Source organism: Citrobacter sp. wls710 (assembly GCF_005281115.1).
Lineage (GTDB): Bacteria > Pseudomonadota > Gammaproteobacteria > Enterobacterales > Enterobacteriaceae > Citrobacter > Citrobacter werkmanii.
Genome location: NZ_SZXD01000034.1, coordinates 88456 through 102310 on the forward strand (window position 1 = coordinate 88456; position 13855 = coordinate 102310).

Sequence of the window (13855 nt, forward strand, 5' to 3'; positions counted from 1 at the left end):
TTTTTTATTTCAGGCCGAAAAATGACTGATTACCTGCTGCTGTTTGTCGGAACTGTACTGGTCAACAACTTTGTACTGGTTAAGTTTCTGGGGCTCTGCCCGTTTATGGGCGTTTCCAAAAAACTGGAAACCGCAATGGGTATGGGCCTTGCCACGACGTTTGTCATGACGCTGGCCTCCATTTGCGCATGGTTGATTGATACCTGGATCCTCATTCCGCTCAATCTCATCTATCTGCGCACGCTAGCTTTTATTCTGGTCATCGCCGTCGTCGTGCAATTTACCGAGATGGTGGTCCGTAAAACCAGCCCTGCGCTATACCGCCTGTTGGGGATCTTCTTACCGCTGATCACCACAAACTGTGCGGTGTTGGGGGTAGCGTTGCTGAATATTAACCTCGGCCATAACTTCTTACAGTCGGCGCTATACGGCTTTTCCGCCGCCGTCGGCTTCTCACTGGTAATGGTACTGTTTGCCGCTATTCGCGAACGTCTCGCTGTGGCAGACGTCCCTGCTCCGTTTCGCGGTAATGCGATTGCGCTGATTACCGCCGGTTTAATGTCATTGGCCTTTATGGGCTTTAGTGGTTTGGTGAAGTTGTAATGAATGCTATCTGGATTGCCGTTGCCGCAGTGAGTCTGCTGGGTCTGGCGTTCGGCGCTATTTTGGGTTACGCCTCGCGACGTTTTGCCGTTGAGGATGATCCGGTCGTGGAGAAAATTGATGAAATTCTCCCGCAAAGCCAGTGTGGGCAGTGCGGCTATCCGGGCTGTCATCCCTATGCTGAAGCGATCGGCTCGCAGGGTGAAAAAATCAATCGTTGCGCGCCCGGTGGTGAAGCGGTGATGTTAAAAATCGCTGCCCTGTTGAACGTCGACCCGCAGCCGATTGATGGTGATGAACAAGATGTTACGCCCGTGCGAATGCTGGCAGTCATTGATGAAAATAATTGTATTGGTTGCACAAAATGCATTCAGGCCTGTCCGGTCGATGCCATTGTGGGTGCGACCCGCGCCATGCACACAGTGATGAGCGATCTCTGCACCGGCTGCAACCTGTGCGTTGACCCATGTCCAACGCAATGTATCGAATTACGCCCGGTGGCTGAGACGCCCGATAGCTGGAAATGGGATTTAAACACTATCCCTGTGCGCATCATTCCTGTGGAACAACATGTTTAAGTTATTCTCTGCATTCAGAAAAAACAAAATCTGGGATTTTGATGGCGGCATTCATCCACCAGAAATGAAGACCCAGTCAAACGGTACGCCGCTGCGGCAGGTTCCGCTGGCGCCGCGCTTCGTTATTCCCCTGAAACAACATATTGGCGCGGAAGGTGAACTGTGTGTCAACGTGGGCGACACCGTCCTGCGTGGCCAGGCGTTAACCATCGGGCGTGGCAAAATGCTGCCGGTACATGCGCCAACGTCAGGCACTATTGTTGCTATTGCGCCGCACTCCACCGCACACCCTTCGGCATTAGCCGAGCTAAGCGTCATCATTGATGCCGATGGCGAAGACCGCTGGATTGAGCGTGATGGCTGGGCCGATTACCGTTCCCGTAGTCGGGAAGAGCTTATTGCACGTATTCATCAGTACGGCGTCGCCGGTCTGGGCGGCGCAGGTTTCCCAACCGGGGTTAAGCTACAGGGCGGCGGCGATAAAATTGAAACGCTGATCATCAACGCCGCAGAATGCGAGCCGTACATTACGGCGGATGACCGTCTGATGCAGGACTGCGCGGCTCAGGTCGTCGAAGGTATCCGCATCCTCGCGCACATTCTTCAGCCGCGTGAGATCCTGCTGGGAATAGAAGATAACAAACCGCAGGCAATTTCCATGCTGCGTGCGGTGCTGGCCGATTCGCACGATATCAGCTTACGCGTGATCCCGACAAAGTACCCGTCAGGCGGCGCCAAACAGTTAACACAAATTCTGACCGGCAAACAGGTCCCCCATGGCGGACGCTCCTCAGATATTGGCGTGCTGATGCAAAACGTCGGGACCGCCTACGCAATCAAACGCGCGGTCATTGACGGCGAACCCATTACCGAGCGTGTTGTGACGCTTACAGGCGAAGCCGTCAGCCGTCCGGGCAACGTCTGGGCGCGATTAGGGACGCCGGTTCGTCATCTGCTCAGCGACGCGGGTTTCTGCCCTTCCGCCGACCAGATGGTGATTATGGGCGGGCCGCTGATGGGGTTTACGCTGCCGTGGCTGGATGTACCGGTGGTGAAGATAACCAACTGCCTTCTGGCCCCCTCTGCCAGTGAAATGGGTGAAACGCCGGAGGAGAAAGGTTGCATTCGCTGTAGCGCCTGCGCCGATGCCTGCCCGGCCGATCTTCTGCCGCAGCAACTCTACTGGTTCAGTAAAGGGCAGCAGCACGATAAAGCCACAACTCACAATATTGCAGACTGTATCGAATGCGGCGCTTGCGCATGGGTATGCCCGAGCAACATTCCGCTGGTGCAGTATTTCCGCCAGGAAAAGGCCGAGATTTATGCTATTAGCCAGGAAGAAAAACGCGCCGCAGAAGCCAAAGCACGTTTTGAAGCCCGACAGGCGCGACTTGAGCGTGAAAAAGCCGCACGTCTTGAACGCCACAAAAGCGCTGCCGTACAGCCTGCGGCTAAAGATCATGATGCCATCGCCGCCGCGCTGGCTCGCGTAAAAGAGAAACAGGCTCAGGCAATGCAACCGGTTGTTATTCAGGCTGGCGAAAAACCTGACAATAGCGCAGTGATTGCCGCTCGCGAGGCGCGTAAAGCACAGGCTCGTGCGGCCCGAGCGGAAAATTCAAACAAAATTGAAGACAGCAGCGCGGGTACCGACCCGCGTAAAGCCGCCGTTGAAGCGGCTATCGCCCGCGCCAAGGCCCGTAAACTTGAGCAACAGCCGGTTACTGAAACCGCTGAACCGGTTGACCCACGTAAAGCGGCAGTCGAAGCGGCTATCGCCCGCGCCAAAGCCCGTAAGCTTGAGCAGCAGTCGGTAACGGAAACAGCAGAACCGGTGGATCCGCGCAAAGCGGCCGTCGAAGCGGCAATCGCCCGCGCCAAAGCCCGTAAGCTTGAGCAGCAGGCGGTGACTGAAACCGCTGAACCGGTGGATCCGCGCAAAGCCGCCGTCGAAGCGGCAATCGCCCGCGCCAAAGCCCGTAAGCTTGAGCAGCAACCGGTGACTGAAAGCGCTGAACCGGTGGATCCGCGTAAAGCCGCCGTCGCGGCCGCTATCGCACGCGCCCAGGCTAAAAAAGCCGCACAGCAGCAGGTTGTAAACGAGGAATAAATGGTATTCAGAATAGCAAGCTCCCCTTATACCCATAACCAACGTCAGACATCACGCATCATGATGTTGGTGTTACTTGCTGCATTGCCGGGAATCGTCGCGCAGCTGTGGTTCTTTGGCTGGGGGACGTTGTTACAGATCGTTCTGGCCGCCATTAGCGCTATCGGCGCCGAAGCGGTCGTACTTAAACTGCGGAAACAACCCATTGCGCCGATTTTAAAAGATAACTCCGCGCTCCTTACGGGGTTGCTGCTGGCCGTGAGTATTCCTCCGCTGGCCCCCTGGTGGATGGTGGTATTAGGCACGGTATTTGCCGTTATCATTGCAAAACAGCTGTATGGCGGCCTCGGACAAAACCCTTTCAATCCCGCCATGATTGGCTACGTCGTACTGCTTATCTCATTCCCGGTGCAGATGACAAGCTGGCTGCCGCCGCAGGAAATTGCAGCCACGGTACCCGGATTCTTTGACGCTCTGAACGTAATCTTTACCGGACATACCGCTGGCGGCAACGATATGAACGCGCTCCGTATGGGAATCGACGGCATCAGCCAGGCTACCCCCCTTGATACCTTCAAGACTTCTCTGCATGCGGGACGAACGGTTGAACAGGTAATGCAGTACCCGATTTACAGCGGCATGCTCGCGGGCGCCGGATGGCAGTGGGTTAACCTTGCCTGGTTGGCTGGCGGCATTGTGCTGTTATGGCAAAAAGCGATTCGCTGGCATATCCCGGTTAGTTTCCTGCTGTCGCTCGCTATTTGCGCTACTTTAGGCTGGATTTTCTCGCCAGAGTCGCTGGCATCGCCTCAGTTACATCTACTTTCTGGCGCGACGATGCTCGGCGCTTTCTTTATTCTTACCGATCCCGTTACGGCATCGACCACCAACCGTGGTCGCCTGATTTTTGGCGCACTTGCCGGTTTGTTAGTGTGGTTAATCCGCAGTTTTGGTGGCTATCCCGATGGCGTGGCCTTTGCCGTGTTGCTGGCAAATATTACGGTTCCCCTGATTGATTATTACACCCGCCCTCGCGTGTACGGACATCGCTAAGGACAACATATGCTGAAAACGATTCGTAAACACGGTATTACTCTGGCGCTGTTTGCCGCCGGATCTACGGGGTTAACCGCGGCAATCAATCAATTAACCAAATCCACTATCGATGAACAAGCGGCGTTGCAGCAAAAAGTATTGTTTGATCAGGTTCTGCCTGGCGATCGCTACAATAACGCGTTGTCTGAGAGTTGCTATCTGGTGAATGCGCAGGCGTTAGGTAAAGGGACTCACCGTGTATATATCGCGCGCCAGGACGATCGACCTGTCGCGGCAATTCTCGAAGCCACTGCCCCAGATGGTTATTCCGGCGCTATTCAGCTATTGGTTGGTGTGGATTTCACAGGTACCGTATTGGGCACACGCGTGACTGAACATCATGAAACACCGGGGCTGGGCGATAAAATCGAACTGCGTCTGTCTGACTGGATCACCCACTTTAGCGGCAAAACGATCGGCGCGGGTAACGATGCCCACTGGGCAGTGAAGAAAGATGGCGGCGACTTCGACCAGTTTACTGGCGCAACCATTACGCCCCGTGCGGTTGTTAATGCGGTGAAACGTGCGGGGCTGTATGCCCAGTCACTGCCTGCACAACTCCCTCAACTTAGCGCCTGTGGAGAATAAACCATGAGCGAAATCAAAGATGTCATTGTCCAGGGGTTATGGAAAAATAACTCCGCGCTTGTGCAGTTACTTGGCATGTGCCCGCTGCTGGCGGTAACTTCTACCGCCACCAATGCGTTAGGCCTGGGACTGGCGACTACGCTCGTCCTGACGCTGACCAACCTGACCATTTCAGCCCTGCGTCGCTGGACGCCCTCTGAAATTCGTATTCCGATTTATGTCATGATCATCGCTTCCGTTGTGAGTGCGGTACAGATGCTGATTAATGCTTACGCTTTTGGTCTGTATCAGTCTCTTGGCATCTTTATCCCACTGATTGTGACTAACTGTATTGTTGTTGGTCGTGCTGAAGCCTTCGCGGCTAAAAAAGGCCCGGCATTATCCGCCCTTGATGGTTTCTCTATCGGTATGGGCGCAACTGGCGCCATGTTTGTTCTGGGTTCGCTACGTGAAATAATTGGTAACGGTACGCTATTTGATGGCGCAGACGGTTTACTTGGCAGTTGGGCTAAGGTACTACGTGTAGAGATCTTCCATACCGACACGCCGTTTCTGCTGGCTATGCTGCCACCGGGCGCGTTCATTGGCCTGGGCCTGATGCTGGCGGTGAAATATCTGATTGATGAGAAAATGAAGAAACGTCGTGCCGAAGCGGCTGTCGCAGACAGTCCGGTTGGTGAAACAGGGAATGTGTAATGAACAAAGCAAAACGGCTGGAAATACTGACACGCCTGCGTGATAACAATCCGCATCCGACAACTGAACTGAATTTTACATCGCCGTTCGAACTGCTGATTTCGGTCTTGCTCTCCGCGCAGGCCACCGATGTCAGCGTCAATAAAGCCACGGCTAAGCTGTACCCTGTCGCCAATACCCCTGCCGCTATGCTGGAGCTCGGCGTAGACGGGGTTAAGTCCTACATCAAGACAATCGGGTTGTTCAACAGTAAAGCGGAGAACGTGATCAAAACCTGCCGCATTCTGCTGGAAAAACATAATGGTGAAGTGCCAGAAGACCGGGCCGCATTAGAAGCCCTGCCCGGTGTTGGGCGAAAAACAGCCAATGTGGTGTTAAATACCGCCTTTGGCTGGCCTACCATTGCGGTAGATACCCATATTTTTCGCGTCTGTAATCGCACGCAATTTGCGCCAGGCAAAAACGTCGAGCAGGTAGAGGAAAAATTACTGAAAGTCGTACCGAGTGAATTTAAAGTCGATTGCCATCACTGGTTAATCCTTCATGGCCGCTACACCTGTATTGCGAGAAAACCGCGCTGCGGTTCTTGCATCATCGAAGATCTCTGCGAATTCAAAGAGAAAGTTGATATCTGATACTGATGGGGCGTTCTCTTTGCCCCTTTGACACATAACGATTAGTTATGCACTCCCTAAACAATTTTTTCCCGTCGATGATGCCATTCAACTGCGCATATCTAACGCATTATTCTTGCGTATAAACACCTGAGCAGGTTAATCGTTTTTTTAGTAATAGAAATTTCTATCTATACGTGATGCAGATCACTCAGACAACACAATGTTAAATAATTTTTATTTTTTAGTTAAAGTGACAATCAGATGACCTTACTGAACAGTTTATAAACAAAACATTACACTGGCTATTTTTCAGATAATGGCCTATATCACTGGATTCAACCGTAAATAGCAGAACATATCGCCGCATTGCGGTTTTTGGGTTGCTTAAACAGTGTAAAAATCTGCGATTTTTCAAATGAAGAAATTTAACGCTAGATAACATTTCTCTGTACCGATGATTTCACCACCCAGGATATATGTAACAGATTATTACAAACCACTTGTCTGAATGGTCAAGATAGTGAACATTACTTGCCGTTTCCCCTCCCACTATAACAATCGGACGGATGAACTTGATTCATCACGTACCTGAACACCCCCGTTGATATGGGATGTAAAAAAAGAGGTAAAAGTGTCTACTGCAAACAATAAACCAACAGAAAGCGTTAGTTTAAACGCCTTCAAACAACCGAAAGCGTTCTATCTCATTTTCTCGATAGAGCTGTGGGAACGTTTTGGTTATTACGGCCTGCAAGGGATTATGGCCGTCTACCTGGTTAAGCAACTGGGTATGTCAGAAGCGGATTCCATCACCCTTTTCTCGTCCTTTAGCGCACTGGTGTATGGTCTGGTTGCCATCGGCGGCTGGTTAGGCGATAAAGTTCTGGGAACAAAACGTGTCATTATGCTGGGCGCCATTGTTCTGGCCATCGGTTATGCGCTGGTTGCATGGTCCGGTCACGATGCTGGTATTGTTTATATGGGCATGGCGGCCATCGCGGTCGGTAACGGCCTGTTTAAAGCCAACCCATCCTCCCTGCTCTCTACCTGCTATGCAAAAGATGACCCGCGTCTTGATGGTGCATTTACCATGTACTACATGTCCGTCAACATCGGTTCATTCTTCTCTATGCTGGCAACGCCATGGTTAGCTGCGCGTTACGGCTGGAGCACCGCGTTCGCACTGAGCGTCGTAGGTATGCTGATCACCGTGGTTAACTTCGCATTCTGTCAGCGCTGGGTTAAACAGTACGGTTCTAAACCTGACTTTGAGCCGATCAACTTCCGTAACCTGTTGCTGACCATCGCTGGCGTTGTGGTTCTGATTGCGATTGCGACCTGGCTGCTGCACAACCAGGAAATCGCCCGTATGGTTCTGGGTGTGATTGCCATTGGTATCGTATTTATCTTCGGTAAAGAAGCCTTCACCATGCATGGTGCTGCGCGTCGTAAAATGATCGTCGCCTTCATTCTGATGCTGGAAGCGATTATCTTCTTCGTGCTGTACAGCCAGATGCCGACCTCACTGAACTTCTTCGCGATTCGTAACGTTGAACACTCTATTCTGGGTATTGCTTTTGAACCTGAGCAGTACCAGGCGCTGAACCCGTTCTGGATCATCATTGGTAGCCCAATCCTCGCCGCTATCTATAACAAGATGGGTGATACGCTGCCGATGCCGACCAAGTTCGCGATTGGTATGGTGCTGTGCTCCGGTGCGTTCCTGATCCTGCCGCTGGGTGCGAAATTCGCCACCGATGCGGGCATCGTTTCCGTTAACTGGCTGATCATTTGCTACGGTCTGCAAAGTATCGGTGAGCTGATGATTTCCGGTCTGGGTCTGGCCATGGTGGCGCAGCTGGTTCCGCAACGTCTGATGGGCTTCATCATGGGTAGCTGGTTCCTGACCACTGCCGGTGCAAACATCATCGGCGGTTACGTCGCCAACATGATGGCAGTTCCAGAAAACGTGACTGACCCGCTGATGTCTCTGGAAGTCTACGGTCGTGTGTTCCTGCAGATTGGTGTTGCAACGGCGGTTATCGCTGTTCTGATGCTGCTGACGGCGCCGAAACTGAATCGTATGACTCAGGACGATGACGCTAATGAGAAAGCCTCTAAGGCCGCGACAGCGTAATTCTCAGGGAAACTCATTTTCAGGCCGCTAACTGTTGTTAGCGGCTTTTTTTTTGCCAGAGGTAGCACTACCATACGATAAACCTCAGCCAAAAGGAGTTACCGATGAAACTGTTCTACAAACCGGGCGCTTGTTCTCTCGCTTCCCACATCACACTTCGTGAGAGCGGTAAAGATTTCACGCTGGATGGTGTCGATTTGATGAAGAAACGTCTGGAAAACGGCGATGATTTTTTCGCGGTAAACCCAAAAGGACAAGTTCCCGCGCTGCTGCTGGACGATGGTACATTACTAACCGAAGGCGTCGCTATCATGCAATACCTGGCGGACACAGTGCCAGACCGCCACCTCCTCGCCCCTACCAGCAGCCTATCCCGTTACAAAACCATCGAATGGCTTAATTACATTGCGACAGAACTGCATAAAGGTTTTACCCCGCTGTTCCGTCCTGATACACCGGAAGACTTCAAGCCAACCGTTCGCGCGCAGCTGGAGAAAAAAATGCAGTACGTGAATGAATCGCTGAAAGATGAGCAATGGATCTGCGGCCCACGCTTTAGCATTGCAGACGCTTATCTGTTCACCGTGCTGCGTTGGGCTTATGCGGTTAAGCTGAATATGGCAGGATTAAGCCATATCGAGGCGTATATGGCGCGTATGGCTGAACGCCCGGCGGTTGCCGCAGCGTTGAAGGCTGAAGGGTTGAATTAATTGGTGTTGCCGGGTAGCGCTTGCGTTTACCCGGCCTGTATACCCGATAAGCGTGAGCGCCATCGGGCATTGATTACAACTGCGTCGCGCTAAAGTAGTGTTCAGGCTTCGCGATACGATCCTGAGCGGCCACCACCTGCAACTCATACTCATGCATTTCTTTGGTGGCGATCATCACTTCATATACTGCCGCAGTCACATGCTCAAGCGCCTGCTGTAAAGACGCGCCCTGGAGCAGTTTCACCAGCAGCAAGCCGCTGGTAACGTCACCCACGCCAACCGGCTGACGCGCGCCAAAATCGACTAATGGGCGGCTGATATGCCACGCCTGTTGCGCAGTGACCAACAGCATCTCGAAACGATCGGTGCTAATACCTGCGCGGGCCAGATGCTTCACCAGCACAATTTCTGGCCCCTGGGCGATCAGCTCACGGGCAGCCATCACCGCTTCAGTCACATTGTGAACCGCATGTTCGCACAGAATTTCGAGCTCAACCAGGTTCGGGGCAATAATGTCGCTGGCCGGAAGCGCATGACGCACATGAAATTCCGCCACGCCCGGCGCGACGATACACCCTTTCTCCGGATGCCCCATCACGGGGTCACAAAAGTATTTTGCCCGCGGATTGGCCGCTTTCACTTGGCGCACAATACCCAGAATATGCTCACCCTGCTCGGCCGAGCCAAGATAGCCGCTCAGTACTGCATCACAGGTCTGGAGTTTATCGATATCGGCAATACCCTGCACGATTTCAGTCAGATGAGTCGGCGGCATAACGCAACCGGTCCATTTGCCGTACTGCGTGTGGTTAGAAAACTGCACGGTATTCAGCGGCCAGACATTTGCGCCAAGACGACGCATCGGAAATTCTGCCGCGCTGTTGCCCGCATGACCAAAAACAACGTGGGACTGGATGGCGAGGATATTTTTCATTTTACTTATCACAACCCTGAAAAAATAAAGGGGCGTAGTTTCCCACGCCCCTGCTAACTAAATCTTACTTCCAGCAAATCAGACAATAGTTCTTCTTGCCACGACGCAGTAACGTGTAGCGCCCGAAGAGGATATCGCTCTCCTGGAAGAAATATTCTGGATCGGATTGCTTCTCACCGTTGATGGTCACCGCGTTAGACGCAATGGTCTTACGCGCCTGGCCGCGAGACGGTTGCAGTTCGGAATCCACCAGCGCCTGCATCAGATCCGCACCTTTCTCCATCTCAATCATCGGCACGCCATCCTGCGCCAGTTGTTCGAAATCCGCTTCGCTCAAATCGCTCAGGTTGCCGTTGAACAAGCTTTCGGTAATGCGTTTTGCCGCAACCAGACCTTCTTCACCGTGAACCAGACGCGTGACCTGCTCAGCCAGTACATACTGGGCGCGCGGGGCTTTACCACTGTTCTTATCTTCTTCTTCCAGCGCATTGATCTCTTCAATGTCCATGAACGTGAAGAATTTCAGGAAGCGATAAACGTCCGCATCAGCGGTGTTGATCCAGAACTGGTAGAATTTGTACGGACTGGTTTTCTTCGGATCCAGCCACACTGCGCCGCCTTCGGTCTTACCGAATTTAGTGCCATCCGCTTTGGTGATCAGCGGAACGGTCAAACCAAATACCTGATTCTGGTGCAGACGACGGGTCAAATCGATACCGGAGGTAATGTTACCCCACTGGTCAGAACCACCAATCTGCAGCGTCACGCCGTGCAGTTTATTCAGGCAGGCAAAGTCATAGCCCTGCAGCAGATTGTAAGAAAACTCGGTAAAGGAGATCCCCTGATCGTCACGGTTCAGACGTTGCTTTACCGCTTCTTTGTTGATCATCTGGTTAACAGAGAAGTGTTTGCCGATATCACGCAGGAAAGTCAGCACATTCATACCGCCAAACCAGTCGTAGTTGTTCGCAGCAATCGCCGAGTTGTCGCCACAGTCGAAATCGAGGAACGGTGCAACCTGCTTGCGGATTTTATCCACCCACTCCTGCACGGTGTCTTCGGTATTCAGTTTACGCTCGGCAGCTTTAAAGCTCGGGTCACCAATCAGACCGGTCGCGCCACCTACCAGTGCAACGGGCTTATGGCCTGCCTGCTGGAAGCGTTTCAGGCATAACAATGGAACCAGATGCCCCAAATGCAAGCTGTCAGCGGTAGGATCGAAGCCGCAATAGAGCGCGATCGGGCCTTGCGCCAGTCGCTCTGCTAACGCTTCCTCGTCCGTCACCTGGGCCACCAGCCCCCGCTCTTGCAATTGTTTAATCAAGTTACTGCTTGCCATCAAAATCTCCATGTATAAAACGACTGCACCTTTGCCGGTACACGACTTTTCGCCTGATGCGAAAGAAACATAGAATAAAGCGCCGGATTGATCAGCACCAGCGCTTAAAACAAGAATTTTGCATCTTTAGGGGGCCAGACGATCAATTTTCCACGCGTTATCTTCACGTTGGTATAAAAAACGATCGTGCAGACGATTTTCGCCGCCCTGCCAAAACTCCATTTGTTCAATACTCACGCGAAAGCCGCCCCAGAAACTGGGTAACGGAACTTCCCCTTGCTGAAACTTCTGCTTCAGCTCAAGGAATTTGCTTTCAAGAATGCCGCGAGCGGAGATCCGGCTGGACTGTTTAGATACCCAAGCGCCAATCTGGCTGTCGCGTGGGCGACTGTGGAAGTATTTCACGACTTCGAGCGTGGATAAACGCTCAGCCTTGCCGATCACCATCACCTGCCGTTCCAGGGTATGCCATGGGAACAACAGGCTGATACGGGGATTTTTCTCGATTTGGTGCGCCTTGCGGCTACCGAGGTTGGTATAGAAAACCAGCCCTTTGTCATCATAATGTTTGAGCAACACGATGCGCTGATACGGCTGACCATTTTCATCGACGGTCGCAACAACCATAGCAGTAGGGTCTGCCAGTTTGGCATCGCAAGCTTGCCCCAGCCAACGCTCAAACAGCGCAAGGGGTTCGGCGGGAAGATCATGGCGGCGAAGACCGCCTTTCGTGTATTCACGGCGCAGATGCGCGATTTGCTGCAATTCGTCGTTGTCAGACATGATGTTAGGCTACGGATTGTCAGTGGGTGACGCTATTGTGCGCCGCCCAGGTGAAAATCTCAACGCTTCGGGTTCTGTAACTGACAGTTATTTAGCACAATTCTGTCTCGTTTATAGACCGTTGCCTCGTCGCCTTTAGACCAGAAGACGTAGATACCATCCGTATAGCGCGCCCCCGATGCCGAGATGCCCTGTTTGAGGTTCAATAGCTGATTATCATAAACAAAGTTCACTTCCTGGCGCGTATTGTTCAGCTTCACGGTAAGCGGTTTTTCGTCACAACGGTATTCGAGCGTGTCGGTTTGCATACGTTCAACAAATTGGTTGTACACGCTGCACCCGCTAAGCAGTACCGGCAGACATACTAACAACAGTTTTTTCATAGCCCTATCCTGAAGACTTTCCTGGTCCTGGAGGGTAATGGCACCCTCCCTAATATCCCTAGTTTACCGGCATACCGCGCTGAATAATTTCAGTTAACTCTGAGTTCGTGGATTGGCAGGATAAATCGCCCCTAACACGCTCGGCTCTGACGCGCCGGTCACAGAAGGTAAATTTCCCGGTAATCCGGCCAGCGTTCGCCACGCCAGCCAGGCAAAGGCTAACGCTTCCATATCGTCGCCGCTAATCCCGGCGTCATCGGTAGAGGTGACTTCGGTACCTGGTAATAATGCTGCCAGACGCATCATCAGCAGCGGATTACGACTTCCACCGCCACATACCATGAGTCGATCACAGCCGCCGCTTAACAAGACCTGCTCTGAAATGGTGACTGCCGTCAGTTCGGCAAGCGTCGCCTGTACATCTCGTGGGCTAATTCCCGGGAACTGCGCCAGATGACGCTCTATCCAGCCGTAATTGAAATACTCACGGCCTGTGCTTTTGGGCGCTGGCGCGGAAAAATAAGGGTCGTTAAGCATGTTTTGCAGTAACGGCAGGACCACCGTTCCTGAAATGGCCCACTGTGCATCTTTGTCGTAGGGTTGGCCGCATTGTCGCCAGATCCAAGCATCCATCAGCATATTGCCCGGCCCGGTGTCGTATCCGCGAACGGGTTGTTGCGGAATAAGCAGAGATAAATTGGCAATTCCGCCGATGTTCAGCACCATCCGCCGTTCCGTAGGATGGGCCAACAGTGCCTGATGAAACGCAGGAACTAACGGCGCGCCCTGCCCACCGAGCGCGATATCACGCCGACGAAAATCGCCGACGACGGTTATCCCGGTACGCGCGACAATCTGATTGTTATCCCCAATTTGTAGCGTGTGCGGCGCAGCGCCGTTCGGTTCATGCCACACGGTTTGTCCGTGGCAACCAATCGCTACGATATCCTGCGGTTTCAATTTTTCCTTCGCCAGCAGCGCATTTACCGCCTCGGCAAAAAGATAACCCAGTTGCGCGTCCAGTTGTCCAAACTGAGAAAGCGTAAGCTGCTGCCCCTGGCAGATATCAAGAATCGCCTGTTTTACATGAATGGGGATAGGCCAGGTCAGACTCGCCTGCTGTGCAACCATCGTTTCATCTATTGTCGCCAGCACAACATCGACGCCATCAAGGCTGGTTCCAGACATAACACCGATAAAACGGCCCGATTTCATACGTCATCCTTTTAAGCAAATTAGCCTTGACACTCAACCATAAAGTGCAGACTAATGCCATGCTTCC

General features: G+C 52.6%; 14 protein-coding genes. 9 read left to right on the top strand and 5 right to left on the bottom strand.

The window, feature by feature from the left end:
* The first annotated feature begins 21 nt into the window (after positions 1-21).
* From rsxA to gstA, 9 genes are all read left to right on the top strand, one after another.
* Positions 22-603 carry an electron transport complex subunit RsxA gene (gene rsxA, locus FDX14_RS15710; protein WP_003029144.1) on the top strand — a complete coding sequence of 194 codons (582 nt, stop codon included), beginning with the start codon at positions 22-24 and terminating at the stop codon, positions 601-603.
* Positions 603-1181 carry an electron transport complex subunit RsxB gene (gene rsxB / locus FDX14_RS15715; RefSeq protein WP_032943340.1) on the top strand — a complete coding sequence of 193 codons (579 nt, stop codon included), beginning with the start codon at positions 603-605 and terminating at the stop codon, positions 1179-1181. The genes rsxA and rsxB overlap by 1 nt, the downstream gene beginning before the upstream one ends.
* Complete coding sequence (rsxC, locus tag FDX14_RS15720) at positions 1174-3291, top strand: electron transport complex subunit RsxC (RefSeq protein WP_137349810.1); 2118 nt, start codon at positions 1174-1176, stop codon at positions 3289-3291. The genes rsxB and rsxC overlap by 8 nt, the downstream gene beginning before the upstream one ends.
* Positions 3292-4344, top strand: coding sequence for an electron transport complex subunit RsxD (gene rsxD / locus FDX14_RS15725; protein WP_137349811.1), 1053 nt, complete (start codon positions 3292-3294; stop codon positions 4342-4344).
* 9 nt (positions 4345-4353) lie between these two features.
* Positions 4354-4974 (top strand): electron transport complex subunit RsxG, encoded by a 621-nt coding sequence (gene rsxG / locus FDX14_RS15730; RefSeq protein WP_061381400.1) that lies wholly within the window; start codon positions 4354-4356, stop codon positions 4972-4974.
* A 3-nt stretch (positions 4975-4977) separates the two neighbouring features.
* Complete coding sequence (locus FDX14_RS15735) at positions 4978-5670, top strand: electron transport complex subunit E (RefSeq protein ID WP_038640410.1); 693 nt, start codon at positions 4978-4980, stop codon at positions 5668-5670.
* Positions 5670-6305 (top strand): endonuclease III, encoded by a 636-nt coding sequence (nth, locus tag FDX14_RS15740; protein WP_038640407.1) that lies wholly within the window; start codon positions 5670-5672, stop codon positions 6303-6305. Before FDX14_RS15735 ends, nth begins: the two co-directional genes overlap by 1 nt.
* Before the next feature lie 613 nt (positions 6306-6918).
* Entirely contained in the window at positions 6919-8424 is a 1506-nt protein-coding gene (gene dtpA / locus FDX14_RS15745; protein WP_042308624.1) for a dipeptide/tripeptide permease DtpA, read from the top strand.
* Positions 8425-8528: 104 nt separating this feature from the next.
* A complete protein-coding gene (gstA, locus tag FDX14_RS15750; protein WP_042308627.1) occupies positions 8529-9134 on the top strand; it encodes a glutathione transferase GstA in 606 nt (201 codons plus the stop codon).
* A gap of 73 nt (positions 9135-9207) precedes the next feature.
* Here gstA and pdxY read toward each other — a convergent pair whose 3' ends face one another.
* The 5 genes from pdxY to anmK form a co-directional block, all read right to left on the bottom strand.
* Entirely contained in the window at positions 9208-10068 is an 861-nt protein-coding gene (gene pdxY / locus FDX14_RS15755; RefSeq protein ID WP_061381401.1) for a pyridoxal kinase PdxY, read from the bottom strand.
* A 64-nt stretch (positions 10069-10132) separates the two neighbouring features.
* Complete coding sequence (gene tyrS, locus FDX14_RS15760) at positions 10133-11407, bottom strand: tyrosine--tRNA ligase (RefSeq protein ID WP_038640399.1); 1275 nt, start codon at positions 11405-11407, stop codon at positions 10133-10135.
* A gap of 126 nt (positions 11408-11533) precedes the next feature.
* Positions 11534-12190: a pyridoxamine 5'-phosphate oxidase gene (pdxH, locus tag FDX14_RS15765; RefSeq protein ID WP_038640396.1), complete on the bottom strand. Its 657-nt coding sequence runs from the start codon at positions 12188-12190 to the stop codon at positions 11534-11536.
* A 59-nt stretch (positions 12191-12249) separates the two neighbouring features.
* Positions 12250-12573, bottom strand: a complete 324-nt coding sequence (gene mliC / locus FDX14_RS15770; protein ID WP_042308632.1) for a C-type lysozyme inhibitor — start codon at positions 12571-12573, stop codon at positions 12250-12252.
* Between the two features lie 93 nt (positions 12574-12666).
* Positions 12667-13788 carry an anhydro-N-acetylmuramic acid kinase gene (gene anmK, locus FDX14_RS15775; protein WP_079224337.1) on the bottom strand — a complete coding sequence of 374 codons (1122 nt, stop codon included), beginning with the start codon at positions 13786-13788 and terminating at the stop codon, positions 12667-12669.
* Between the last annotated feature and the right edge of the window lie 67 nt (positions 13789-13855).